23 protein-coding genes and 2 pseudogenes are annotated in these 23,627 nt (G+C 68.7%); 15 read left to right on the forward strand and 10 right to left on the reverse strand.

Going from position 1 to position 23,627, the window contains the following annotated elements; genetic code table 11:
- Positions 1-35: 35 nt before the first annotated feature.
- The gene (locus ACIA12_RS25520; protein ID WP_396369598.1) at positions 36-830 is read right to left on the reverse strand and encodes a S1 family peptidase; all 795 of its coding nucleotides are present in this window, start codon (positions 828-830) and stop codon (positions 36-38) included.
- Between the two features lie 470 nt (positions 831-1,300).
- Between ACIA12_RS25520 and ACIA12_RS25525 the strand changes: the two genes are divergently transcribed.
- Entirely contained in the window at positions 1,301-2,227 is a 927-nt protein-coding gene (locus ACIA12_RS25525) for a hypothetical protein (protein WP_396369599.1), read from the forward strand.
- 5 nt (positions 2,228-2,232) lie between these two features.
- Here the strand turns inward: ACIA12_RS25525 and ACIA12_RS25530 are convergent, their stop codons facing one another.
- Positions 2,233-3,060, reverse strand: coding sequence for an aldo/keto reductase (locus ACIA12_RS25530; protein WP_396369600.1), 828 nt, complete (start codon positions 3,058-3,060; stop codon positions 2,233-2,235).
- Between the two features lie 12 nt (positions 3,061-3,072).
- Positions 3,073-4,257, reverse strand: a complete 1,185-nt coding sequence (locus ACIA12_RS25535) for an MFS transporter (protein WP_396369601.1) — start codon at positions 4,255-4,257, stop codon at positions 3,073-3,075.
- A gap of 125 nt (positions 4,258-4,382) precedes the next feature.
- On the opposite strand from ACIA12_RS25535, the gene ACIA12_RS25540 reads away from it, so the two are divergent.
- The 3 genes from ACIA12_RS25540 to ACIA12_RS25550 all read left to right on the forward strand — a co-directional run bounded on the left by ACIA12_RS25540 (position 4,383) and on the right by ACIA12_RS25550 (position 7,538).
- Entirely contained in the window at positions 4,383-4,856 is a 474-nt protein-coding gene (locus tag ACIA12_RS25540) for a MarR family winged helix-turn-helix transcriptional regulator (RefSeq protein ID WP_396369602.1), read from the forward strand.
- A gap of 142 nt (positions 4,857-4,998) precedes the next feature.
- Positions 4,999-6,279 (forward strand): DUF1800 family protein, encoded by a 1,281-nt coding sequence (locus tag ACIA12_RS25545; RefSeq protein ID WP_396369603.1) that lies wholly within the window; start codon positions 4,999-5,001, stop codon positions 6,277-6,279.
- 8 nt (positions 6,280-6,287) lie between these two features.
- Complete coding sequence (locus ACIA12_RS25550; protein WP_396369604.1) at positions 6,288-7,538, forward strand: DUF1501 domain-containing protein; 1,251 nt, start codon at positions 6,288-6,290, stop codon at positions 7,536-7,538.
- Here ACIA12_RS25550 and ACIA12_RS25555 read toward each other — a convergent pair.
- Both ACIA12_RS25555 and ACIA12_RS25560 read right to left on the reverse strand, forming a co-directional pair.
- Positions 7,528-8,808: an ATP-binding protein gene (locus ACIA12_RS25555; protein ID WP_396369605.1), complete on the reverse strand. Its 1,281-nt coding sequence runs from the start codon at positions 8,806-8,808 to the stop codon at positions 7,528-7,530. The two genes, ACIA12_RS25550 and ACIA12_RS25555, sit on opposite strands and share 11 nt — an antisense overlap.
- 17 nt (positions 8,809-8,825) lie before the next feature.
- Positions 8,826-9,488 (reverse strand): response regulator transcription factor, encoded by a 663-nt coding sequence (locus ACIA12_RS25560; RefSeq protein WP_396369606.1) that lies wholly within the window; start codon positions 9,486-9,488, stop codon positions 8,826-8,828.
- Between the two features lie 97 nt (positions 9,489-9,585).
- Between ACIA12_RS25560 and ACIA12_RS25565 the strand changes: the two genes are divergently transcribed.
- Positions 9,586-9,765 (forward strand): hypothetical protein, encoded by a 180-nt coding sequence (locus ACIA12_RS25565; RefSeq protein ID WP_396369607.1) that lies wholly within the window; start codon positions 9,586-9,588, stop codon positions 9,763-9,765.
- Here ACIA12_RS25565 and ACIA12_RS25570 read toward each other — a convergent pair whose 3' ends face one another.
- Positions 9,766-10,635, reverse strand: coding sequence for a LysR family transcriptional regulator (locus ACIA12_RS25570; protein ID WP_396369608.1), 870 nt, complete (start codon positions 10,633-10,635; stop codon positions 9,766-9,768).
- Positions 10,636-10,706: 71 nt separating this feature from the next.
- On the opposite strand from ACIA12_RS25570, the gene ACIA12_RS25575 reads away from it, so the two are divergent.
- The 8 genes and pseudogenes from ACIA12_RS25575 to ACIA12_RS25610 all read left to right on the forward strand — a co-directional run bounded on the left by ACIA12_RS25575 (position 10,707) and on the right by ACIA12_RS25610 (position 18,290).
- Entirely contained in the window at positions 10,707-11,762 is a 1,056-nt protein-coding gene (locus ACIA12_RS25575) for an SDR family oxidoreductase (RefSeq protein ID WP_396369609.1), read from the forward strand.
- Between the two features lie 474 nt (positions 11,763-12,236).
- Entirely contained in the window at positions 12,237-12,803 is a 567-nt protein-coding gene (locus ACIA12_RS25580) for a helix-turn-helix domain-containing protein (RefSeq protein ID WP_396369610.1), read from the forward strand.
- 306 nt (positions 12,804-13,109) lie between these two features.
- Positions 13,110-14,267: an NAD(P)/FAD-dependent oxidoreductase gene (locus tag ACIA12_RS25585; RefSeq protein ID WP_396369611.1), complete on the forward strand. Its 1,158-nt coding sequence runs from the start codon at positions 13,110-13,112 to the stop codon at positions 14,265-14,267.
- Positions 14,264-14,995 (forward strand): annotated as a pseudogene (locus ACIA12_RS25590) ((2Fe-2S)-binding protein); the annotation flags it as partial. The gene ACIA12_RS25585 and the pseudogene ACIA12_RS25590, both read left to right, overlap by 4 nt.
- 8 nt (positions 14,996-15,003) lie before the next feature.
- Positions 15,004-15,213 (forward strand): pentapeptide repeat-containing protein, encoded by a 210-nt coding sequence (locus tag ACIA12_RS25595; protein ID WP_396370422.1) that lies wholly within the window; start codon positions 15,004-15,006, stop codon positions 15,211-15,213.
- Positions 15,214-15,295: 82 nt separating this feature from the next.
- A pseudogene (locus tag ACIA12_RS25600) lies at positions 15,296-16,393 on the forward strand (FAD-dependent oxidoreductase); the annotation flags it as partial.
- Positions 16,390-17,292 carry a dihydrodipicolinate synthase family protein gene (locus tag ACIA12_RS25605; RefSeq protein WP_396369612.1) on the forward strand — a complete coding sequence of 301 codons (903 nt, stop codon included), beginning with the start codon at positions 16,390-16,392 and terminating at the stop codon, positions 17,290-17,292. The pseudogene ACIA12_RS25600 and the gene ACIA12_RS25605, both read left to right, overlap by 4 nt.
- On the forward strand, positions 17,289-18,290 hold the full coding sequence (locus ACIA12_RS25610) for a proline racemase family protein (RefSeq protein WP_396369613.1): 1,002 nt from the start codon (positions 17,289-17,291) through the stop codon (positions 18,288-18,290). Before ACIA12_RS25605 ends, ACIA12_RS25610 begins: the two co-directional genes overlap by 4 nt.
- Here the strand turns inward: ACIA12_RS25610 and ACIA12_RS25615 are convergent.
- The 4 genes from ACIA12_RS25615 to ACIA12_RS25630 form a co-directional block, all read right to left on the reverse strand.
- Positions 18,271-19,107, reverse strand: coding sequence for a biotin-dependent carboxyltransferase family protein (locus ACIA12_RS25615; RefSeq protein WP_396369614.1), 837 nt, complete (start codon positions 19,105-19,107; stop codon positions 18,271-18,273). The genes ACIA12_RS25610 and ACIA12_RS25615 overlap by 20 nt on opposite strands.
- A gap of 130 nt (positions 19,108-19,237) precedes the next feature.
- The gene (locus ACIA12_RS25620) at positions 19,238-19,843 is read right to left on the reverse strand and encodes an allophanate hydrolase subunit 1 (RefSeq protein ID WP_396369615.1); all 606 of its coding nucleotides are present in this window, start codon (positions 19,841-19,843) and stop codon (positions 19,238-19,240) included.
- Positions 19,843-20,595 carry a LamB/YcsF family protein gene (locus ACIA12_RS25625; RefSeq protein ID WP_396369616.1) on the reverse strand — a complete coding sequence of 251 codons (753 nt, stop codon included), beginning with the start codon at positions 20,593-20,595 and terminating at the stop codon, positions 19,843-19,845. Before ACIA12_RS25625 ends, ACIA12_RS25620 begins: the two co-directional genes overlap by 1 nt.
- Positions 20,596-20,613: 18 nt before the next feature.
- The gene (locus ACIA12_RS25630; RefSeq protein WP_396369617.1) at positions 20,614-21,927 is read right to left on the reverse strand and encodes an NRAMP family divalent metal transporter; all 1,314 of its coding nucleotides are present in this window, start codon (positions 21,925-21,927) and stop codon (positions 20,614-20,616) included.
- Between the two features lie 170 nt (positions 21,928-22,097).
- On the opposite strand from ACIA12_RS25630, the gene ACIA12_RS25635 reads away from it, so the two are divergent.
- Together ACIA12_RS25635 and ACIA12_RS25640 are read left to right on the forward strand one after the other, a co-directional pair.
- Positions 22,098-22,835, forward strand: a complete 738-nt coding sequence (locus tag ACIA12_RS25635) for a GntR family transcriptional regulator (protein ID WP_396369618.1) — start codon at positions 22,098-22,100, stop codon at positions 22,833-22,835.
- A 21-nt stretch (positions 22,836-22,856) separates the two neighbouring features.
- Positions 22,857-23,627: a putative hydro-lyase gene (locus ACIA12_RS25640; protein WP_396369619.1), complete on the forward strand. Its 771-nt coding sequence runs from the start codon at positions 22,857-22,859 to the stop codon at positions 23,625-23,627.

Raw genomic sequence — 23,627 nt, forward strand, 5'->3', positions numbered from 1 at the left:
ATCCCCGTGGGACCGGCCATTCGATCAGGGGTGAGCTAGTTGTTGATCTGAGTGGTCAAGGCAGCGGCGTACGAGGCGACCTCGGCGTACACGCCCGGGTTGCCGGCGTCGGCGCAGCCGAGGCCCCAGGAGACGACGCCGAAGAGGCGGCCGTTCAGGACGAGCGGGCCGCCGGAGTCACCCTGGCAGGAGTCCTTGCCGCCGGCCTTGTACCCGGCGCAGATCTCTCCGTTGGCGACGTAGCCCTCGCCGGCGTAGACCTGACCGCAGTACGAGTCGCCGAGGACCGGTACGAGGACCTTCTGCAGGCGGTTCGCCGGGCCGGTGCCCTCGGTCTCCCCGTATCCGTAGGTGACCGACTGGGCGCCGACGGCGTCGGCGGCGCGGCTGGTCTCCAGCGGGAGGGTGGCGACGCCGGTGAACGGCGTGGTGAGCGTCAGCACGGCGACGTCGTGGCCGCCGACCTGGCCGTACTGCGGGTCCTTCCAGATCTTGGAGATCTTCGAGGTCTTGCCGCCGGTGCTCGAGTTGAGGTTGTCGCGACCCTGGATCGCCGTGTAGGTGCTGCGCGGCTGGGTGACGCAGTGCGCGGCGGTGACGATCTTGTTCGCCTTGACCAGGGTGGCGCCGCAGTACTGGCCGACCGGGGACGACGAGTTGCTGTTGTTCAGCGCGATCATCCACGGGACGTTGGCGGTGGTCTCGGTGCTGCCGCCGACGATGTTGGTCACCGGTGGCGTCCGGGCCTCGGCGGTACCGATCGCGCCGGCCGACGCGAGGGCGACGACGGCTACGGCGAGCACTGCACGGAACTTGAGCTTTCCGGTCATGCCTCACACTCCAGAGTTGTCTCGGGCCGCTGAATGGGCGGATGCGGCCGGATACAGAGAACGATCGAGCGTTCACTGTCGGTAGCGCAAGGTATTTGCCGGGCACATCGGTGACGTCGCAGTCCGTGCCACTACTTAAGTCGCCGGACGAGCAACCGAGGACCGATGAATCCCGCGCCAGGACGGCGAAAACTCAACCCATGAAGGAAAACCTGCGAGTTACCAGAGCACAGTTCATAGCCCGAGCAGCAGCTCTCGGCTTGTTGGTCACCGGCACCGCGCCCGCCGCCGCTAGCGCGGCGGCGGGCGCGGGGAGGGAAGGCGCTGAGGCCGCAGGAGAGGTCGGGGCAGGGGGTGGAGGCGGCGGGTCTGCTGCGGCTGGGCGGGGGTTGGCGTTCAAGGGGGTGGCCTATGACGTTGGGACGGGGTTTTTGGGGGATGACAGTCGGGTGCGGTGGAGTCCGCAACTGATGCGGGGAGAAGTGCGGGCGATCAAGGAGCGGTTGAATGCTGACTGGGTGAGTGTCTATGGGAGCGATGTTCAGCGCTTGGCGGAGACCGCGGAGGAGGCGCTCAAGAGTGGGCTGAAGGTTTCTGTGCAGCCCCGGGCGTTTGATCAGCCGCAAGAAGACGCGTTGGAGCAGCTGCGGCAGACGGCTCGGGAGCTGGAACGGCTGCGGAGGAGGTACCGGCCGGAGGCGATTCTGGTGATCGGGTGTGAGTTCATGTTGTTCACGCCGGGGATCGTGCCGGGGAAGGACTTCTTCGAGCGGGTCGAGTACCTGACCAAGGGTGAGTTCGACATGGCCGAGCTGCAGCGGAAGCTCAGTACCTATGTCAAGAAGGCGGTGAAGGTTGCCAGGAGCAACTTCAAGGGCCGGATCACGTACGGCGCCGCGTCGGATCTGGAGGAGATCGACTGGAGCCTGTTCGACATCGTCGGCCTGGACTACTACTCGTACCACGCGGATCGGGCCGGGCATACGAAGGAGCTGACGCCGTTCAAGCGGTGGCAGAAGCCGATCATGATCCTGGAGTTCGGCTGCTGCACCTTCACCGGCGCCCCGGAGCTGGGCGGGATGGGCTGGGACATCGTCGACTTCACCGTCGACCCGGTCCAGATCAAGCCCGGCTACTACCGCGACGAGCAGGAGCAGGCCGACCATCTGCGGCACATGCTCGAGGTGTTCACCGAAGAGGGCTTCCTCGGCGCCTCGCCGTACACGTTCATCTCACCCGATGCCCCGCACCGCCGGCAACGCAAGTACGACGAGGACATCGCCGCGTTCAGTCTCTGCAAGGTGATCCGGCAGACCTCCTCGGACCCAGCGTCGAAATACCGCTGGGAACCGAAGAAGTCCTTCCACGCCGTCAGCAACTTCTACGCCAACTGCTGAAAGGCTCAGACGGCGTTGAAGGTGTCCGGGTCCGGACCGGTGCGCTCGCCGCGGTCGAGCCCGGCCAGCGAGTCCAGGTCCGCATCCGTCAACGAGAAGTCGAAGACCGCGAAGTTCTCCCGGACGCGCGCCGGGGTGACCGACTTCGGGATCACGATCGTGCCCTGCTGCAGGTGCCAGCGCAGTACGACCTGGGCGGCGGTCCGCTCGTACTTCGCGGCCAGCGCCGTCACGGCCGGCTCGGTCAGCAGCGAGCCGCCCTTGGCGAGCGGGCTCCACGCCTCGGTGGCGATCCCGTGTTGGTTGCCATAGGCCCGTACTTCGGCCTGCTGCAGGTAGGGGTGCAACTCGACCTGGTTGACGGCAGGCACGACGGAGGAACCCGCAGCAAGCTGCTCAAGGTGCGCCGGCTGGAAGTTGGACACGCCGATCGCGCGGACCACTCCATCGGCCGACAGCTTCTCCAGCGCACGCCAGCTGTCGGCGTACCTGCCAAGCGAGGGGGCCGGCCAGTGGATCAGGTACAGGTCGAGGTAGTCGAGCCCCAGCAGCTTGCGGCTGCGCTCGAAGGCAGCGAGCGTCTGCTCGTAACCCTGGTCGGCGTTCCACAGCTTGGTGGTGACGAAGAGCTCCTCACGGGCGATGCCGGAGACGGCGAGGGCCTTCCCGACGGCCGCTTCGTTCTGGTACGCAGTGGCAGTGTCGATGCTCCGGTAGCCGGCCTCCAGCGCGGTGGTGACCGCGGCAGTGGTCTGGTCGTCGGGCACCTGGAAGACGCCGAATCCGAGCTGCGGCATCTCGACGCCGTTGTTGAGCTTCACGGTGGGAATCATCAGATCTCTTTCTCAGACAGTGGTGAGTGCAGGTTTGGTTGTTGCTGTGGTCGGCTTGCGGCGGTCCAGTAGGCCGGAGGTTAGGGCGACGGCCAGGCCTGCGGCGGCCAGGGCGGCGCCGACCCAGTTGGGGGCCGTGTAGCCGAGGCCGTGTTCGATGGTGAGGCCGCCGAGGTAGGCGCCGACTGCGTTGCCGAGGTTGAAGGCCGCGATGTTCGCGGCGGATGCGAGCGCCGGTGCGCCGGCCGCCTTGTCCATCACCCGCTTCTGCAACGGTGCCACGGTCGCGAAGCCGGCCGCGCCGAACAGCGCGATCGTCACCGCCGCCGGCACCCGCCCGTGAGCGGTGAAAACGAAGGCCACCAGTACTACGGCCAGCGCCGCCAGGATCGCGTACAGGCTAGGCATCAAAGACCGGTCGGCCAGCTTGCCGCCGAACAGGTTGCCGACCACCAGCCCGCCCCCGAACAGGACAAGCAGCCAGGTGACGGCGCCGGACGAGAAGCCGGCCACGTCGGTCATCATCGGCGCGATGTAGGTGAAGGACGCGAAGACTCCGGCGAACCCGAGCGCCGTCATCGCCAGCGCCAGCCAGACCTGCAGGTTGCGGAACACGGCCAGCTCGCTTCGCAGTCCAGGGCCCTCGCTGACGCTTTGCCGCGGCACCAGGAAGACGATGCCGAGCAGCCCGATCACGCCGAGGGCCGTGACGGCCCAGAAGGTCGAACGCCAGCCGAACGCCTGCCCGAGCGCGGTACCACCCGGTACGCCGAACACGTTGGCGACCGTCAAACCGGTGAACATCAACGCGATCGCGCTCGCCTGCTTGGCCTTCGGCACCAGCGACGCGGCGACCACGGAGCCGACGCCGAAGAACGCGCCGTGCGACAGGGCCGCGACGATCCGGCCGGTCATCAGCACGCCGTACGTCGGGGCGAGCGCCGAGATCAGGTTGCCGACGATGAACAGGCCCATCAGCGCGACCAGCACGGTCTTGCGGGAGATCTTCGACCCGATGGCGGTCAGCAGCGGGGCGCCGACGACGACGCCGAGGGCGTAGCCGGAGATCAGCAGACCAGCCGACGGGATGCTGACGCCGAAGTCGGTGGCGATCTCCGGCAGCAGCCCCATGATGACGAACTCGGTGGTACCGATCCCGAAGGCACCGATGGCCAGCGCCAGTAACGCGGCAGGCATGGCTCTCTTCTCCTCGAATGTAGTCTTGTGACTGTTACCGGCGTCCGCGATAGTTGCAGACGCGGGCTATTGCATGAGCCCTATATTGCACCATGCAATGGTGTGGTTCAAGTCGAGGAGGAGTTGTGGGGTATTCAGACGACGCGGCCGAGGCGCGCGCCCAGGGCTGGCGGACGCTGGCGGCCCTCCATGCCCGGATCGAGGACGAGCTGGAGCGCGCGCTGCAGAAGCAGCACGGGCTCTCCGTCAGCGAGTACTCCGTACTCGACGCGCTCGCCAGGCAGGACGAGCACCACCTGCGGATGAACCAGCTGTCGAACGCGGTCGTGCTCAGCCAGTCAGCGACCACCCGCCTGGTGAACCGGCTCGAAGACAGGAATCTGCTCGAGCGGTACCTGTGCCCGACCGACCGCCGAGGCATCTACACCGAGGTCACCGAGGCAGGCCGCGCCCTCCTGGCCGAGGCTGAGCCGACGCATGACGAAGTACTGACCGCTGCCCTGCAGAAGGCCGCCGAGTTCCCCGAGCTGGCTCCTCTCGTCGACGCCCTCGCTCAACTCGCCCTGCCGCCCACCCGCCAGCTCGCTTCGAAGGTCTAGCGGTCGATCGCGCCATCGGTGTAGCTGCGGTCGCTCGTGCCTTCGGTGTAGCTGCGCTGGCCGTTGTCGGTGCGGCTGTGGGTTGGCTGAAGAAGTTGGCCTGGTGCTGGCCTGGGGACGGTCCGCTGGTCAGGATCGGGGCATGGGTGAGATCACGGAACGCGCTGCCGTGCGGCGGTTGCACGACCGCTTCGGCTTCGGGCCGAGGCCGGGCGCGCTGGACGTCGGCTTCGAGACGACAGCGGCGCGGTTGTTCAGTACTGCGGCCGAGGTCGGCGCGCCACCACCTGTGTTGCCGGCGTTGGAGATGCCGGCCAAGGGGGACAAAGAGGCGAAGAAGGCCGCCAACAAGAGTCGGGCGAAGCAGGAGCTGGGGGTCTCGACCTGGTGGCTGGATCGGATGGTTGCCGGGGAGCGGGCGACTGAGCGGCTGACGTGGTTCTGGCATGGGCATTTCGCGACCAGCAATCAGAAGGTGCGGAGCGCGCAGTTGATGCTGGCGCAGAATCAGGTTTTCCGGGCCAACGCACGAGGCAGCTTCACGGCGTTGGCGCGGGCGATGATCATGGATGCCGCGCTGATCAAGTGGCTCGACGGGAACGACAACCGCAAGGGGTCGCCCAACGAGAATCTGGCGCGGGAGTTCCTGGAGCTGTTCACGCTCGGGATCGGGCACTATGCCGAGGTCGACGTCTTCGAGGGCGCGCGGGCGCTGACCGGGTGGACGGTACGCCGTACTTCGGCGAAGCCGGTCTTCCGGGCCAAGCGTCATGACGATGACCCGAAGACCATCTTCGGCAAGACCGGCGACTTCGACGCCGAAGCCTTCGCCGAGCTGGCTCTCGCGAAGCAGGAGTCGGCGGCGTTCGTGGTCGGGCGGCTCTGGTTCCGGCTCGTTTCGCCGGCACCGCCGCCGGCCGCGACGGTTGAGCGGTTGGTTGCGGCGTACGGAAGCAAGCGGGACATTCAGGCGGTGCTGCAAGCGATCGCCGCGGATCCGGCCTTCCGGGACAGCGCTGCGGGGATGGTGAAGCAGCCGGTGGAGTGGGCTGTGGGGCTGATGCGTGCGCTCGGAATCAAGCCGTCCGCGCTCGACGACAAGACGAAGCTGAAGCTGCTCGCTGGGCTGAAGGGCATGGGCCAGGTCCCGTTCCGGCCGCCGAGTGTCGGCGGCTGGCCATCGGGGGCGAGTTGGTTGACGACGTCGGCCGGGGTAGCTCGTTTGCAGCTTGCGCAATTGCTGGCAAACCATGCTGAGGCCGGGCAGTTGGCGAGGTCGAGTGCCCGCGTGGACGGCGTACGGGTTCTGCTTGGTGTTGATGCGTGGACCGATCGGACCCGGAATGCCCTTGCAGGCTTGACGGATCCTGCGCAGTTGATCGCCGTGGCGGCCTGCGCCCCCGAATACGTAGTGAGCGGTTGAGGAGAATCATGGACAACCTGACCCGACGCCGTTTCCTGACCATGAGCGGAGTCACCGCGGCCGGAGCGCTTGCCGTGGGCGCGACTCAGGTGAGCTGGTCTGACCTGATGAGTGCGGCGGTCGAGAATCCCTTGCACAGCGAGGATTCCGTACTCGTGGTCGTCACCCTCTACGGCGGCAACGACGGCCTCAACACCGTCGTACCGGCGGGCGATCCGGAGTACCAGAAAGCCCGGCCGGACCTCGCCTACCAGCCCAACGAGGTACTCGACCTCGGCGACGGCCTCGGGCTCAACCCAGGCCTCAAGGGCCTGAAGGGGTTGTGGGACGACAAGGCGCTCGCGATCGTTCGCGGCGTCGGCTATCCACAGCCGGACCGAAGTCACTTCCGGTCGATGGCGATCTGGCAGACCGCGTCGCCGAAGACGCCGGTGCCGACGGGCTGGCTGGGGCGCTGGCTCGACGCGGCCGGCGCCGATCCGCTGCACGCGGTGTCGGTGGAGCCGACGCTGCCGCCGTTGCTGGCAGGGGCAACGACGGCGGCAGCGTCACTACCCGTCCGTGGCTTGAAGCTTCCGACCGGCAAGATCGGTACTGCGTACGCTGCGCTAGCCCACCCCAGCCCAGACGACGAGCACTGGCAGGCCACCGCGGCAAAGTCGCTCGCCGATCTCCAGAACGCAGTACGCGTACTAGGCGGCGCCGTCCACGACCAGGCCGACCGTGACGACGACGAGGACGAGGCTCGCACCAAGGGAGCCTCGGCCGGTGGTGGATCCCAGCTAGGCGCCCAACTGGACCTGGTCGCCGGACTCGTCGAGGCAGGCGTGCCGACGCGGGCGTACTCGGTCTCGCTCGGCGGATTCGACACGCACGCGGACGAGCGGGGCACCCAGGAGCGGTTGCTCGGCGAACTCGACGGAGCGCTGACGCCGTTCGTGCAACGGATGCGGAAGAGCGACCGTGGCAAGCAGGTCGTCGTGCTCGTGTACTCCGAGTTCGGCCGCCGGGTGCATGCCAATGGGAGCGACGGCACCGACCACGGGACGGCCGGACCGCTGTTCATGCTGGGCGACAAGGTGAACGGTGGCTTCTACGGAGCGCAGCCGAGCCTGACCGAGTTGTCGAACGGCGATCTGGTGGCGACGACGGACTTCCGCGATGTCTACGGGACGGTCCTACGCGACGTACTGGGTGCTGATGGCGAGAGGATTCTCGATGGGCACAGTGGCAACGTTGATGGCCTGCTCAAGGTGTGACGGTCGGCAGGGTCAGCACGAAGGCGGCGCCGCGAGTGCCATCGGGACGGTCGGTGGCGATCAGATCGCCACCGTGGGCGCGGGCGAAACCTCGGGCGATCGGCAGGCCCAGGCCGGAGCCGCGGCTGCGTTCGCCATGGACGAGCCGTTGGAAGATGCGCTCACGGTCCGCTGGTGGGATGCCAGGGCCGTTGTCCTGGATCACCACCGTGACGCCCTCAGAGTGGTTGCTGAGGGCAACTTCGATCAAACCGTAGTCGCCGGTGGCGTTGCGGGCGTTGTCGAGCAGGTTGGCGAGGATCTGGGTGATCCGGTCGGGATCGGCCTGAATCTCGACCTCGGGGCCGTTGACCTGGATGGTGTGGGCGGGTGCCATCAGGCGGACCCGGTCGGCCTGGGTCTGGGCGAGGTGTTTGAGCAGGACGGGCTGGCGGCGTAGTACCAGGCCTGCGTCGATCCGGGCGAGCTCCAGCAGGTCGGCGACGAGGGCGCCGGCTCGGCGGGATTCGCGGACGAGCAGGAGTTCCAGTTCCTCGCGGCGTTCGGCCGGGGCGTCCGGGCCGAGTTGAAGGAGGGTCTCGGCGGCGGTTTGCAGGCCGGTGACCGGAGTACGGAGTTCGTGGGCGGCGTCGGCGACGAACTGGCGCATGTACTGCTCCGCGCCGCGCGCGGTCTGCTCGGCGCCCTCGAGGGAGTCGAGCATCTCGTCGAAGGCGGCGGCGGTCCGGCCGAGCTCTGTGTCGCGGCGCGTCGGTTGCAGTCGGCCACCACGACGACCGGCCGCGATCGAGCGGGCCAGTGAAGTCATCGCGTCCAGCGGAGCGAGGGCGACACGCATGCCGAGGACCAGGGCGATGGCGGTGATGAGGAGGGCCGCGGCACCGGCGAGGAACAGAACGCGTTGCAGGGTTCGGCTTGCGCCTCGCAGCAGCGCCGTGTCGGCGGACAGGATCAGGGTGGCGCCACGGGTGCGTTGACCGGCGGTCAGGGTGGTCTTGACCTGGCGGGTGCCGTTGTCGACGTCGACCGGCGGGGCGCCGATCACTTGGCCGTTGCGCAGCGTGAGAGTCACCCGGATGCCGTCGGCGTCGATCCGGCGTACAAGGTTGTTGGGGGCAACGTTCTGTCGGGCGAGTTGCTGAGCGAGTTGCGCGCGGCCGTTGAGCAGGGTGTTGAGATTGCGCTCGGCCTGGGCGTCGAAGATCGCCTTCACCGCGAGGCCGGTGATGGGGAGGACGATCAGCAGAACCAGTAGCGCAGTGATCGTCACGCGTCTTCGGAGGGACATCATGAAGGGGCTCGCAGGATGTAGCCGGCGCCGCGGATGGTGTGCAGCAGCGGCGGCGTGCCGAGTTTGCGGCGCAGGGCGCTCACGTGGACCTCGACCAGGTTGGCGGCGTAGTCGTCGTACCCCCACACGGCGGCGAGGATCTGCGCCTTGCCGACCACCTTGTCCCGGCGTCCGGCGAGGAACGTCAGCAGCTTCAGCTCGGTCGCCGTGAGGTCGAGCTGCTTGCCGCCGCGGGTGACCGAGCTGGCCTCGACGTCGATCGCCAGGTCGCCGATCTCCAGTACTGTCCGCAGCCGGCCCATCCGGCGGAGTACCGCCTCGACGCGGGCGATCAGCTCGGCGAGTACGAACGGTTTGACCACGTAGTCGTCGGCGCCGGTCCGCAGGCCGTGCAGCCGATCCTCGACGGCGTCCCTCGCAGTGAGAAGGACGATCCCGGCATTCGAGACCTCGCGGACGACCTCGAGGAGCGCGAACCCGTCTCGCCCGGGCAGCATCACATCGAGCAGGACGAGATCGGGGCGGAAGGCTGCCAGGTCGCGTTCGAGCGTCTCGCCGTCGGCCCGGGTCAGCACCTCGCAGCCGGCCTCCTCCAGGGCGATCCCGACGGCGGTCCGGATCGCCTCCGCGTCCTCGACCACGAGGACTCTCGCCACCATCCGCCCATCGTGCCATCGACGGGCGTTTCGCCTGTACTACGTCCGCGCGGCCTTCAGCGCACCTTCAGGTTCGGCCGGTTGGTGGGAGACTGGGAGGGTGGCGAAGCGGGACAAGCACAAGGTCTACTTCTGGCTGATGGGAACCTGCATCGGCCTGATCGTGCTCGCCTGGTTCGTCGTCCGGCTGTTCTCGATCCCGGCCGCCATCGGGATGAGCGCCGTCGCCGCCGTCATCCCACCCATCGCCGCCATCGTCGGCAACCGCCCCCAGGAATAGCTAGAGCCAGGTCTCCTTCAGTACTTCGATGAACGCCGCCGCGAGTGGATCCGGGCTGCCGCGGGTGTAGGCGGTGAGCGTCCGGCGGGTGGGTGGCTCGGTACGTAGTACCTGGCCGTCGAAACCGGGCGGCAGGATGTTGGACGGGACCAGCGCCGGACCGAGACCCGCAGCCGCCAGGGCCGGGGCAGCAGCGGTCTGCTCGGTGTGGACGGCCGCCTTGGGCTCGAAACCGGCCTTCGCGCAGACCTGATTCAGCACGTCGGCCAGCCCGTGGCCGGGCGTGTAGTGGACCCAGCTGCGGTCGGCCAGGTCCTTCAACCGGATCGACTTCCGGCCCGCGACCGGATCGTCCTTGGCGACGACCACGACCAGCTCCTCCTTGCCGAGGACGTGGGTGCTGCCCGCCCAGTCCTTCGGCGTCGGGCCGACCGCGAGGTCCGCCTGGCCGGCGCTCATCGCCTCGATCAGCTCGTCGGTGTGCCGGTGCTCGAAGAGCCGGATGCCGACGTCCGGGTGGGACCGCCGCCAGGCCTTGAGCGCGATCGGGAGGATGCCGAGGCTGATCGAGTAGAGGGTCGCGATCTGCAACTCACCGACCTCCACCCCCGCGGCCTGGCGTGCGGCGCAGGTGGCCCGCTCGGCGTCGGCGAGGGCGGCTCGGGCATGCGGAAGCATCGCGCGGCCGGTCGGAGTGAGGCGGATCGCGCGGGGGAGGCGCTCGAGCAGCGGGCTGCCGGTGGAGCGCTCGAGCGCCCGGATCTGGTGCGAGAGCGCGGGCTGGGTGACGTGCAGGAGATCGGCGGCCTTGGTGAAGGAGCCCAGGTCGACGACAGCCACCAGATATTCGAGCTGCCGGAGCGTCGCCATGAACAGAGCTTATGGGATCGGTGATAACTATGCCTTGGACTTATCCACAGGGTTAGCCACAGGCTGGGGATATGGAGCAGACGAAGGTCGCGCTGGTGGTCGGTGCGCGCGGAGTGATCGGTACCAACCTGGTCGAGCATCTGGAGTCGCTGCCGGACTGGCGGGTGATCGGGTTGTCCCGGCGAGGTGGGGTCTCCAGCGATCGGGTGCGGCATGTCGCGGTCGACCTGCTGGACCCCGATGACACTCGCGCGAAGCTGTCGGGGCTGACCGACGTGACGCACGTCTTCTACGTCGCCTACCAGGACCGCCCGACCTGGGCTGAGCTCGTTGCGCCGAACCTCGCGATGCTGGTGAACGTCGTCGACGCGATCGAGCCGGTCGCGCGGGGATTGCGGCACGTGAGTCTGATGCAGGGGTACAAGGTGTACGGCGCTCACCTCGGGCCGTTCAAGACTCCCGCGCGCGAGGACGACCCGCCGCATCTGCCGCCGGAGTTCAACGTCGACCAGCAGCAGTTTTTGGAGTCACGAGCGGCTGAGGCGGGGTGGCAGTGGTCGGCGTTGCGGCCGTCGGTCGTCGGTGGGTCGGCGCTGGGCAACCCGATGAACCTGGCGGTCGGGATCGCTGTCTATGCGTCGATCTCGAAGGCGTTGGGGGTACCGTTGCGCTTCCCTGGCAAGCCCGGGGCGTACTCGTCGCTGCTTGAGATGACGGACGCCGGGTTGTTGGCCAAGGCAACCGTCTGGGCGGCGACCTCGCCGACGGCGGCGAACCAGGCGTTCAACATCACGAACGGCGACCTGTTCCGGTGGAACGAGCTGTGGCCGAAGCTGGCGGGCTGGTTCGACCTGGAGGCGGCGCCGCCGTTGCAGCTCTCACTGGCGACGGTAATGTCCGACAAGGAACCGCTGTGGAAGCAACTCCAGGCTGAGCACGGCCTCGCAGCGACCTCGTACGCCGAGGTGTCCTCGTGGCCGTTCGCGGACTTCGTGTTCGGATGGGACTACGACTTCTTCGCCGACGGGTCGAAGGCTCGACGGGCCGGCTTCCACGAGTACGTCGACACCGAGGCAATGTTCTTCCAGATCTTCGAAACGCTGCGCCGGGACCGCATCATCCCCTGACCCCACCCAACCCTCACCCTCGCCACCTCACACCGCCCACCTCACGCCCCCCGGCCTCACCCCCGCGCCCCTGCCTCGCCCACCCGCTCCGGCCTCGCCTACTCTGCCCCGGCTCGCCGACCCGCCTCACCGACGCGCCCCACCGCACGCCACCCTGCCTCGCCCAGCCCGCCGCCCCCGGCCTCGCCCACTCGCCCCGGCCTCGCCGACCCCCCCTCGTTCACCCGCCGCCGCCGGCCTCGCCGGCCCGCGCTGGCCTCAGTCGCCTTCGCCTCGGACTGGTCTTGCGAGGGGTCGCATTTCGGGGGTTAACCCCTCAGATGGGGGGTTGTCACCCGTGAATCAGGGGTGGCAACCCATCAAGTGGGGGGTTAACCCCCGAAATGGGGCGGGGCGGGGGCCGGGTGGTGTGGCATGCTCCGGGATGTGGTGGGTCAAAAGGTTGGTCAAGGGTCGGGGCAGGGCGCTGGGCGGGTGTTGGGGGTCAACCTTCGGGCTCGGCGGGATGAGCAGGGGATCTCGTTGTCGGAGTTGGCGCGGCGGTCGGGGATTGCGAAGGGGACGCTGTCGCAGCTGGAGTCCGGCGCGGGCAATCCGACGATCGAGACGGTGTTCAGTCTGTCGAACGCTCTGGGGGTGCCGGTGTCGTCGTTGCTGAACGAGCCGCCGGCCTCCGATCTGGTGCATGTGCGCTCGGTGGACGTCGAGCCGCTGAGCGGGAATGCGGTGGATCTGCGGATGCTGCGGCGGTTGGAGCATCCGGGGTCGTTGCTGGAGGTCTACGACCAGCAGATCCGGGCGGGGGCGGTGCAGCGGTCGGCTGGGCATCCGGGGACGGAGCATCACGTCGTACTGGCTGGGCGGTTGCGGATCGGGGCTGGTGGGCGGCAGTTCGAGCTGGGGGCCGGGGACTATCTGGCGTTTCGGGCGCATGGGGCGCATGAGTACGAGGCGCTCGACGGGTTGGTGCGGTCGGTTCTCCTGCTGGAGTACCCGCCGGACGTGCGGCCGGTCGGCTTGGACGGCTTGCATCTGGACTGACCGCCCTGACGTGCTGGCCGCCCTGACGCGCTAGCGGTGCTGACGCGCTGACGTGCTGACGCGCTGACGCGTTAGTGGTACTGGCGCGCTAGCGGTGCTGGCGCGCTGGCGGTGCTGGCCGCGCTGACGTGCTGACGTGCTGGCGGTGAGGGTGCTGAGGCGCTGGCTGTGCTGAGGTGCAAGCGGTGCTGACGGGGGTGACGGGCTGAGGTGCTGGCGGGCTGGGCTGGGGGTCGTTGACCTGGGGTGGGTGGCGGACGTAGGCTCGGATCGTTCATTTTAGTGAACGGTTGGGCGGAGGTTCGGATGGCTGGGGTCGACGTGGTGGTGGTCGGGGCGGGCATCGTCGGTGCCGCTTGCGCCGAGGCCCTGTCGGCTGCCGGTGTCCGGGTGCTTGTGCTGGATCGCGGGGCGCCGGCGTCCGGTACGACGGCCGCGGGCGAGGGCAACATCCTCGTCTCCGACAAAGGGCCGGGGGCTGAGCTTGACCTGGCCATCGCGTCGCGGAACGAGTGGCTCGCGGTGATCGATCGGCTGCCTCAGCGAGTTGCGGATGTCGAGTGGGAGCCGAAGGGCGGGCTGGTCGTTGCGACGGGCGAGCCCGGGCCGCTCGAGGATTTCGCTGCTGCGCAACGGGGTGCGGGGGTTGACGCGCGGGTGCTCAAGCCTGCGGAGGCCTTTGAGTTGGAGCCGTTGCTGACTCCGGCGGTGACCGTTGCGGTGCATTATCCGGATGACGCGCAACTGCAGCCGGTGCTTGCGGCGACGGCGTTGCTGGCCGCAGTACGGGCTCGTGGTGGGGTTGTGCGCGGTGGCGTGACGGTTCAGTCGGTACTCCGCTCCGCCGGCGGGCGGGTGTCTGGGGTATCGACGTCCGCGGGGGATTTCGCGTGTGGGGCCGTGGTGAATGCGTGCGGGCCGTGGGCCGGGGCGTTCAGTGTCTTGGCGGGTGGGCCGGTGGAGATCTTGCCTCGGCGGGGGATGATCCTGGTGACCGCGCCGTTGCCGGAATGCGTACGGCACAAGGTTTATGACGCCGACTACGTCGGGGCTGTCGGTAGCGGGGACGCGGACTTGCAGACGTCGACGGTGGTGGAGTCGACGCGGGCCGGGACGGTGCTGATCGGGTCGAGCCGGGAGCGGATCGGGTTCGACGAATCGGTGCGGGTCCGGGTGTTGCGGGAGTTGGCGCGGAAGGCTGTGGGGTTGTTCCCGTTCCTGGGTGAGGTGCCGGTGATGCGTGCATACGGCGGGTTTCGCCCTTATGCGCCGGACCACCTCCCGGTGATCGGAGCCGACCCGCGCGTCGACGGCCTGTGGCACGCCACCGGACACGAAGGCGCCGGTATCGGACTGGCGGCCTCAACCGGTCGCCTCCTCACGGAACTCTTCCTAGACCTCGTGCCCCATGTCGACCCCCAGCCCTTCCGCGTAGACCGCCCTGCCCTGCTAGGTGTCGCATGAGCCCCTACCTGCGGCCAACCGACGGCGACCCAGCCGAGCCTCACCCCAGCGAGCCCTTCCCGATCACGGTCGACGGCCAGCCGCTCAGCGCGCTGCCGGGCCAGACGGTCGCCGCCGCGCTGATGGCAGCCGGCCGAGACTCCTGGCGCACCACCCGCGGCGGTGAACGCGCCCGAGGCGTCTTCTGCGGAATCGGCGCCTGCTTCGACTGCCTGGTGGTAGTCAACGGCCTACCCGACGTCCGAGCCTGCCAACGCACGGCACACCCCGGCGACGCGATCAACACCCAATACGGCGCAACCCTCCCGTCACCCCCGCCCACGCCGCCGACCCCGCCGACCCCGCCGACCCCGTCACCCCCGCCGACCCCGGCGACCCCTGCGACCCTGGCGGGCGGGCAGGGCGACTTTGTGCTTGGTGTGAGTGTTTTGGGGGCGTCTGGACGCTCAGGTGGAGCACAAGGTGCCCTGGGCAACGAAGTGCGGGAGGTGCCTGTTGTTGTGGTGGGGGCTGGGCCGGCTGGGATGAGCGCGGCGGTTGCCGCGGCTGATGCTGGTTGTTCGGTACTGCTGGTCGATGCCGCTTCGAGCGCCGGTGGCCAGTTCAACCGGCAGCTACCCGCTGAGTTCCGAGCCCGCCACCCGGAGAAACTCCAACACGGCTGGTCGGCATTCACCCGGCTACGCGACCGGATCACCTCTGACCCAAAGATCACCCACCTGACCGAAACAACCGTCTGGGCGCTCGAACGCCCCACCTCTCCGGCCTCCGCCGGTGCCGCCTCCGCCGGTGCCGCCTCCGCCGGTGCCGCCTCCGCCGGTGCCGCCTCCGCCGGTGCCGCCTCCGCCGGTGCCGCCTCCGCCGATGCCGCCTCCGCCGGTGCCTCGGTTGGTGCTGGTGGGGTTGGGGGGCGGACGCGGCTTTGGTTGCAGATCGGGGCGGCTGACTCGGCGGGGAGGCGGGTGGTGGCTGTTGAGGCTTCGGCGGTGGTTTTGGCTACGGGTGCGTATGACCGGGTGCTGCCGTTCCCTGGGTGGGAGCTGCCTGGGGTGTACAGCGCGGGCGCTGCGCAGGCGCTTGCCAAGGGGCAGCGGATCGCCGTCGGCAGCCGAGTACTGGTCGCCGGTACCGGGCCCTTCCTGCTGCCCGTCGCCGAGTCGCTGGTCGGCGTCGGCGCCAAGGTCGTCGGGCTCCTGGAAGCCAACAAGCCCTCCACAGTCCTGCGCGGCTGGCTGACTGACCCGTTGGCCGCCTCCACCAAGCTCACCGAAGGCCTCGGCTACGCGGCTCTCCTTGCGCGCCACCGGATTCCCTTCCACCACGGCCGCACAGTCGTAGCCGCCCACGGCACCGATCGGCTAGAAGCCGTAACCACAGCTCGCCTGGACGCCGGGTGGGTGCCGGTACCTGGTACAGAAGAGCGTATCGAGGTGGACGCGGTCTGCCTGGGCTTCGGCTTCACACCGAACCTCGAACTGGCTGTCTCAGCCCGCTGCACTCTCGGCAGGGGCCCGGACGGCGGGCCTGCAGTACTGGTCGACCAGGACCAACAGACCACCACCCCCGGTATCTACGCGGCAGGCGAACTGACCGGAATCGGCGGCGCCATCCTCGCGGCGGCCGAAGGCCACCTGGCTGGCCTTGCCGCGGCCGATCGAGCGACGACCGATCGAGCGACGACCGGTGGCGCGACGACCGGTGGCGCGACGACCGGTGGCGCGACGACCGGGGGAGCGACGACCGGTGGTGTGACAACGGGCAGGGCGACAGCGGGCCGGGCGGCCGCGGGGCGGCGGGTGGCTCGGGGGAGGCGGTTGGCGGGGGCGTTGGCTGCTGCTTATCCGGTGCGGGAGGGGTGGCTGGAGTGGAGTGCGGCCGCGACGGTGGTTTGCCGGTGTGAAGAGGTGTCGCGGGGAGACCTCGAAGAAGCTGTCGGGGAGCGGGAGGTGGTCGGGGAGCGGAGTTTGAAGCTCAGTTCCCGGGCTGGGTTGGGGATGTGCCAGGGGCGGGTTTGTGGGCGGAACGTCGCTGGGATCACCGGCGTGAAGGATGGATACGGGCGGGCTGTCGGGGTGCCTGTGCGGATGATGGATTTGGCTGCTGCCGACGTACTGGAGGATTTGTGAGCGAGAAGCTTGATGGTGTGATCGTTGCTACCGCGTTGCCGTATGCAGAGGATGCAGGGGCGCCGGCGGGGTTGCGGCCGGACTATGAGAAGTATGCGGAGCACTGCCGCTGGCTGGTGGAGAACGGGTGCCGCGGAGTCGGGCCGAACGGGTCGCTCGGGGAGTACTCGTCGCTGACCGATGACGAGCGCCGCACGGTGGCGAAGACCGCGATCGAGGCTGTCGGCAACGACGGAATCGTGGTCGTCGGCGTCCACGGAGCCGGGGCGCATCAGGCGCGGGCATGGGCTGAGAAGGCCGCTGAGGATGGCGCGGACGGGGTGCTGTGTCTGCCGCCGACGATGTATCGCGCCAACCGGGGCGAGGTGATCCACCACTACACGGAGGTCGCCAAGGCCGGGTTGCCGGTGATGGTCTACAACAACCCGCACGACACGAAGGTCGACCTGACGCCGGACCTGCTGGCCGAGCTCGCGCAGATCGAGAACGTCGTTGCGGTGAAGGAGTTCACCGGCGACGTCAGGAGGATCCTGGAGATCCGCGAGCTGGCGCCGAGTCTGACGGTGGTTGCCGGCGCGGACGACCTCACGCTGGAAGCGCTGCTGATGGGGGCGACCGGGTGGTTCGCCGGGTTCCCGAATGTCTTCCCGGCCGAGTCGGTCCGGCTGTACGACCTCGCGCTGGAAGGAAAGCTGGCCGAGGCAAGAGCCCTGTACGAGCCACTCGTTGCCGCGTTCCGGTGGGACTCACGGGTCGAGTTCGTGCAGGCGATCAAGTACGGGATGGACTACGTCGGCCGGTACGGCGGTCCCTGCCGCCCGCCGCGCGGACCGCTCGTGCCGGAGCATCTCGCCCAGCTGGAGCAGGACATGAAGAAGGCCGTGGAGTCGCTGGTATGAGATCGATCCGGACCCTCAGCGCGATCGACTCGCACACCGAGGGGATGCCGACGCGGGTGATCACCGGTGGCGTCGGCGTCATCCCGGGCGCGACGATGGCCGAGCGTCGCGAGTACTTCCTCGCGCATGACGACGACCTGCGGCTGTTCCTGATGAACGAGCCGCGCGGGCACTCGGCGATGAGCGGCGCGATCCTGCAACCGCCGACCCGGCCGGACGCGGACTGGGGTGTGCTCTACATCGAGGTGTCCGGCTGCCTGCCGATGTGCGGGCACGGGACCATCGGCGTCGCGACGGTGCTGGTGGAGTCGGGCATGGTGAAGGTGACCGAGCCGCTGACCCAGGTACGGCTGGACACACCGGCCGGGCTCGTGGTGGCTGATGTTGCCGTGCGCAACGGCCGGGCCGAGCACGTGACGATTCAGAACGTACCGGCGTACTCGCATGCGCTCGATGCGACGGTGAAGGTGGATGGGCTCGGTGAGGTGACCTACGACCTCGCGTACGGCGGAAACTTCTACGCGATCCTGCCGCTGGAGCAACTCGGCATCCCGTTCGATCGGTCGGAGAAGGAGCGGATCCTGCGGGCCGGGCTGGACATCATGGACGCCATCAACGCGACCGATCGGCCGGTGCATCCGCTGGATCCGTCGATCAACGACTGCAAGCATGTGCAGTTCACTGCGCCTGGTACGGATGGTGCTGACTCGCGGAATGCGATGGCGATCCATCCGGGTTGGTTCGACCGCTCGCCGTGCGGCACCGGGACGTGCGCCCGGATGGCGCAACTCCACGCTCGCGGTGAACTCGACCTCAACCAGGACTACGTCAATGAGTCGTTCATCGGTACGCGCTTCACCGGCCGGCTGTTGGAGGAGACGACGGTCGGCGACCGGCCTGCCGTAGTACCGACTGTCACTGGGCGGGCATGGATCACCGGGATGGGGCAGTACTTGCTGGACCCGACTGACCCGTTCCCTACCGGGTTTGTGCTGTGAAGCGGAGGGACTGACCGGGGCGGAGCTGGGCGCAGGCGTCGAGGTCGGCGGTGGCTACGTAGGCGATGACTGGGTAGCCGCCGGTGACGGGGTGGTCGGCCAGGAAGAGGACGGGGAGGCCCGACGGTGGGATCTGGATGGCGCCGAGGGCCATGCCTTCGCTGGGGAGCTCGCCTTCGTGGATCCGTTGCAGGGAAGGGCCTTCGAGGCGTACTCCGATTCGGTTGCTGTTGCTGCTGACGGTGTAGGTGTGGCCTCGCAACGCGTCCGGGGTGAACCAGTCCGCCCGGGGACCAGGAGTCACCCGTACTACCACCTCGCCCGCCGCCGGATCGGCTACCGCCGCGAGGTCGACGCCGGGCATCGGCGCGGACTCGTCGCCGACGGGCAGGAGGTCGCCGGCGCGCAACGGTGGCGGGCCGAGGCCGGACAGCAGGTCGGTCGACCGTGATCCGAGGACTGTGGAAACGGCAAAACCGCCTCTGACGGCAACGTAGGTGCGCAGCCCGCTCCGGGGCGGGCCGAGGCGCAGGACTTCGCCCGGCCGCAGGGTGGTGGGCGCATTGAGAGGTGCGCCGGCGCAAGGAGCCCCGGTCGTCGCGATGACCACCTCGGCTTCCGCGCGCAGGGCGAGACCGCCGAAGGTCGCCTCGATCACCGCAGCGCCCGGCTTGTTGCCCACCAGCCGGTTAGCCAACTCGTACGACCGCTGGTCGCAGGCTCCCGACCGGGGTATCCCTAGCGAGGCCTGCCCTGCTCGCCCCCGATCCTGGATCGTCGCCAACGGCCCCGTCTCCAACACCATCAGCTCCGTCATCGCCACCCCCGGGCGATCGCCGCTGCGCGGCTCCGCCCTTGTGGGGAGGAAGGGAGGGGCCCTCGCCGTGTCGTGGCGTCCGCCGCTGCGTGGCCGGGCGTTCGTGGGGAGGAGGGGACGGGGCTGCACATCAGTTGTCCGCCTTGGTGAAGCGGATGTGGCGGCCGGGGTGGAAGAGGGCTGCGGGGGTGCGGTTCTGGTCGAAGATGGCGAGGTCGGTGTGGCCGATCAGTTGCCAGCCGCCGGGGGATTCTCGGGGGTAGACGCCGCTGAACTCGCCGGCCAGGGCTACGGCGCCGGTGGGGACCTTGGTGCGGGGGGATTTGCGGCGGGGGATGTCCCAGGTGCCGGTGCCGGTGAGGTAGCCGAAGCCGGGGGAGAAGCCGCAGAAGGCGACCGTCCAGTCTTCGGCGGTGTGGCGCTTGATGACGTCGTCGATGGAGCAGTTGAGGAAGCCGGCCAGGTCGGGCAGGTCTTCGCCGTCGTAGGTGACCGGGATCTCGAGGAGGTCGCCGCCGACCTGCACGCCGTCGACCGACTGGACGGCATGGAGCGCCCGGGTCAACGAGGAGAGGTCGCCGCCGTCGGTGGTAACCAGTACAGTTCGCGCGGCCGGGACGATGTCGATGACTCCGGCGGGTGGTGAATCGGCGAGCGCCGCGTAGTACCCGAGAACTGCGTCGAGGCTCTCGAGTTCGACCAGTACGGCGCGGTCGCCGGCGGGCAGGATGCGCATCAGCGGGTGAACGGGGTCAGCGTGACGCCCGCTCCCTCCAGCGCCTTGCGGACCTGCTGGGCGATCTCGACCGCGCCCGGGGTGTCTCCGTGTACGCAGATCGAGGCCGGCGACAGGCTCAAGGATCCGCCCGTACTGTCCTTGATCACCCCGCCCGTCGCCATCGCAGTACAGCGCGAAGCGATCTCCGCGCCGTCGTGCAGCACCGACCCGGCTTCACGCCGAGACACCAACGTGCCGGAAGGTGTGTAGGCGCGATCCGCGAACGCCTCGTGGACGACGGTCAGCCCGGCCTCGGCGGCGAGCCGGAGCCAGGCCGACCCGGGCAGGCCGAGCACCGGCAACGACGAGTCGTAGTCGACGATCGCGCCGACCACGGCCGCCGCCTGCTCTTCGTGCGTACCGATCGTGTTGTAGAGCGCCCCGTGCGGTTTGACGTACCGGACGCGATCGCCCGCGATCCGGGCGAACGCGTCCAGCGCGCCGATCTGGTAGACGACCTCGTCGCGCAGTACTGCGGGCTCGATGTCGAGGAAGCGACGGCCGAAGCCGGGCTTGTCGGCGTACCCGACGTGTGCGCCGATCGCGACGCCCCGCTCGACCGCCTGGCCGGTCACCCGGCGCATGATCGACGGATCGCCGGCGTGGAAGCCGCAGGCGACGTTGGCGCTGGTGACGACGTCGAGCAACGCGCTGTCGTCGCCCATCGTCCACGAGCCGAAGCCCTCGCCCAGATCGGCATTGAGGTCCATCCCACCGCTCCTAAACGACTAGCTGAAGAGTTCGAACACCGGCTTCACGGACCGGACGGCCAGGTAGATGGTCAGCAACCAGGCCGCGCCGCCGAGCGCGAGGAGCCAGCGTGGGTACGAGTACCCACGGAGCAGATCCTTGCGCTGCCATGCCACCCAGAGAAGCACACCGATGCCGACCGGCAGCAGCAACCCGTTGAAGGCGCCGGCGAAGACCAGCAACTGCGTCGGCGCGGTCCCGACGGACAGGAAGATCACCGTGCTGACCGCGATGAACGCGACCACCAGGATGGTCCGGGTCTTGTCGGTCGTCCTGGTCCGCGACGTCACGAAGGTGACGGTCGTGTACGACGCGCCGATCACGCTGGTGATCGCGGCCGCCCAGAGCACCACCCCGAAGGCGCGCAGTCCGAACTCCCCCGCCGCGTGCTGGAAGGCCGAGGCGGCCGGGTTCTTCGGGTCCAGCGCCGTACCGCCCGCGACGACGCCGAGGACGGCCAGGAAGAGCACGATCCGCATCACGCCGGTGATCAGGATGCCGGTGATCGAGCCGCGGCTGATGTCGCGGATGTGCTGCGGGCCGGACACCCCGGAGTCGAGCAGCCGGTGCGCGCCGGCGTACACGATGTAGCCGCCGATCGTGCCGCCGATCAGCGTGGTGATCGACAGGAACTGGATCTGGTCGGGCAGCACCACGTTCTTCAGCGCCGTACCGACCGGAGGACCGGACGTGATCGCGATGTAGGTGGTGAGCAGGATCATCAGCGCGCCGAGCACCAGCACGACCCGGTCCATCGCGACGCCGGCCCGCTTGGACAAGAAGATGCCAATGGCAACCAATGCGGAGAGCGCGCCGCCCAGCTTCGGATCCAGGCCGAGCATCGCGTCCAGGCCGAGCCCGGTGCCGGACACGTTGCCGATGTTGAAGACCAGGCCGCCGATGAACAGCAGCGCGGCCATCACGTAGCCGAGGCCGGGCACGACCAGGTTGCCGAGCTCCTGGGCCCGCCGGCCGGAGACCCCGATCACCCGCCACACGTTCAGCTGCAGTGCGATGTCGACCAGGATCGAGACCGCGATCGCGAACGCGAACGCGGCGCCGAGGGAGACCGTGAAGGTGGTCGTCTGGGTGATGAACCCGGGGCCGATGGCCGAGGTGGCCATCAGGAACATCGCGCCGATCAGCGTCGACTTGGTGCTCGCCTTCATCGCGGTGTCGGGCGTCTTCTTGCCGGCCGCGGGCGGCAACTGGCGGCCGGACGAATGCGCGGTAGCGCGGGTGGGCTGGCGCCGGGCCGGCTTGGAGAGGGGCTTGGTCGGGGGTTTCGACATGGCGGTGGCTCCTGGGTCTTCAGAAAGCTTTCGGGTTTGTCTCCTGCAGACGGTCGGTAGGTGTCTGAACGCCTTGAGTGACTTTGAGAGTAGAGATTGTTCAACAATCCTGCAAGACTCTTGTTGATCTAAATTTCCCACCGCACCGGGGAGTGAGCGATGATGCAGAGATGTCCATCAGTCAGCGCGGCGACGACGAGGGCCGGCAGGCCTGGCTCCGGGGTGTCGCCGCGGACGTGGCGCGGCAGGACCGCAGCAGCTCCGCCGAGCGCGCGGCGGACATCCTCCGCCGCAGCATCACCGAGGGCGCGCTGCGGCCCGGCACCCAGCTGTCCGAGATCGAGCTCACCGAGGTCCTCGACGTCAGCCGCAACACCCTCCGCGAGGCCTTCCGGTTGCTCACCCACGAAGGGCTGCTGGTCTACAAGTTGCACCGCGGTGTGTTCGTGCCGGAGCTGGACGAGCAGGACGTGGTCGATCTGTACCGCCTCCGCCGCGTCCTCGAGGTCGATGTCGTCCGCGGCCTGGCCGATCGGGAGCCGGAGCTTCCCGACGCGCGGCTCGAGCCGTTGCTGGCCGAGGTCGAGAGGGCCGAGGCCGCAGCGCTCACGGACCGCTGGGCAGCCGTCGGTACTGCGAACATGCAGTTCCACCGTCACCTCATCGGCCTGGCCGACAGCAGTCGCCTCGACGACATCACCGGCCGGCTGCTGGCCGAGCTGCGGCTGCTCTTTCACGTCATCGCGACTCCGCAGGAGCTGCACGAGCCGTACATCGCGCGCAACCGGGGCATCTTCGAGTTGCTCCAGGAGCGCAAGTACGAGCTCGCTGCCGACCAGCTCCAGGTCTACCTCCTCGACTCCGAGCAGGGCCTGCTGGACGCCTTCAAGGCTCTCCGGTCGGGCTGACCTGATTCGGGCAGGTGCCGGATGCTGACGCCGACCGAGGCCAGAGCGCGGTACCGGGCCGGGCTGGTCGCGCCGACCTCGGGACACGCGCCGGGGTTCACGCAGGCCAATCTCGTCGTCCTGCCTCGCGACTGGGCCTACGACATGCTCTTGTTCGGGCAGCGCAACCCACAGCCGGTGCCCTTGCTCGATGTCACCGACGCGGGCTCGACCAGCACGGTTCTGGCGCCTGGTGCCGACTTGCGCACCGACCTCCCGAAGTACCGGGTGTGGCGGGACGGGGAGCTGGTCGATGAGCCCGCCGATGTCGCCGGCCTGTGGCGGGACGACCTGGTGAGTTTCTTGATCGGCTGCAGTTTCAGCTTCGAGCAGGCGCTGCTCGATGCCGGCGTGCCGGTCCGCAACCTCGAGCAGGGCCGGAACGTCTCGATGTACCGGACGAACCGCGACTGCCGCCCGGCGGGACGGCTGAGCGGGCCGCTGGTGGTGTCGATGCGGCCGATTCCGGCGGCGCTGGTGACGACGGCGGTACAGGTGACAGCGCGGATGCCGAGGGTCCACGGGGCTCCTGTGCACGTGGGCTCACCCGAGGCGCTCGGCATCGCGGACCCTGCTCGACCCGACTTCGGTGACGCGGTCGAGGCCGAGCCTGGCGATGTTCCGGTGTATTGGGCTTGCGGAGTGACACCCCAAGCTGCGTTGATGGATTCGAGGCCCCCGTTTGCGATCACCCATGCCCCCGGGCACATGTTCGTGACCGACGTGCCGGATGCCGTTTATCGCGAGCCCTGA

Source organism: Kribbella sp. NPDC051620 (genome assembly GCF_044453825.1).
In the GTDB taxonomy this organism is placed as follows: domain Bacteria; phylum Actinomycetota; class Actinomycetes; order Propionibacteriales; family Kribbellaceae; genus Kribbella.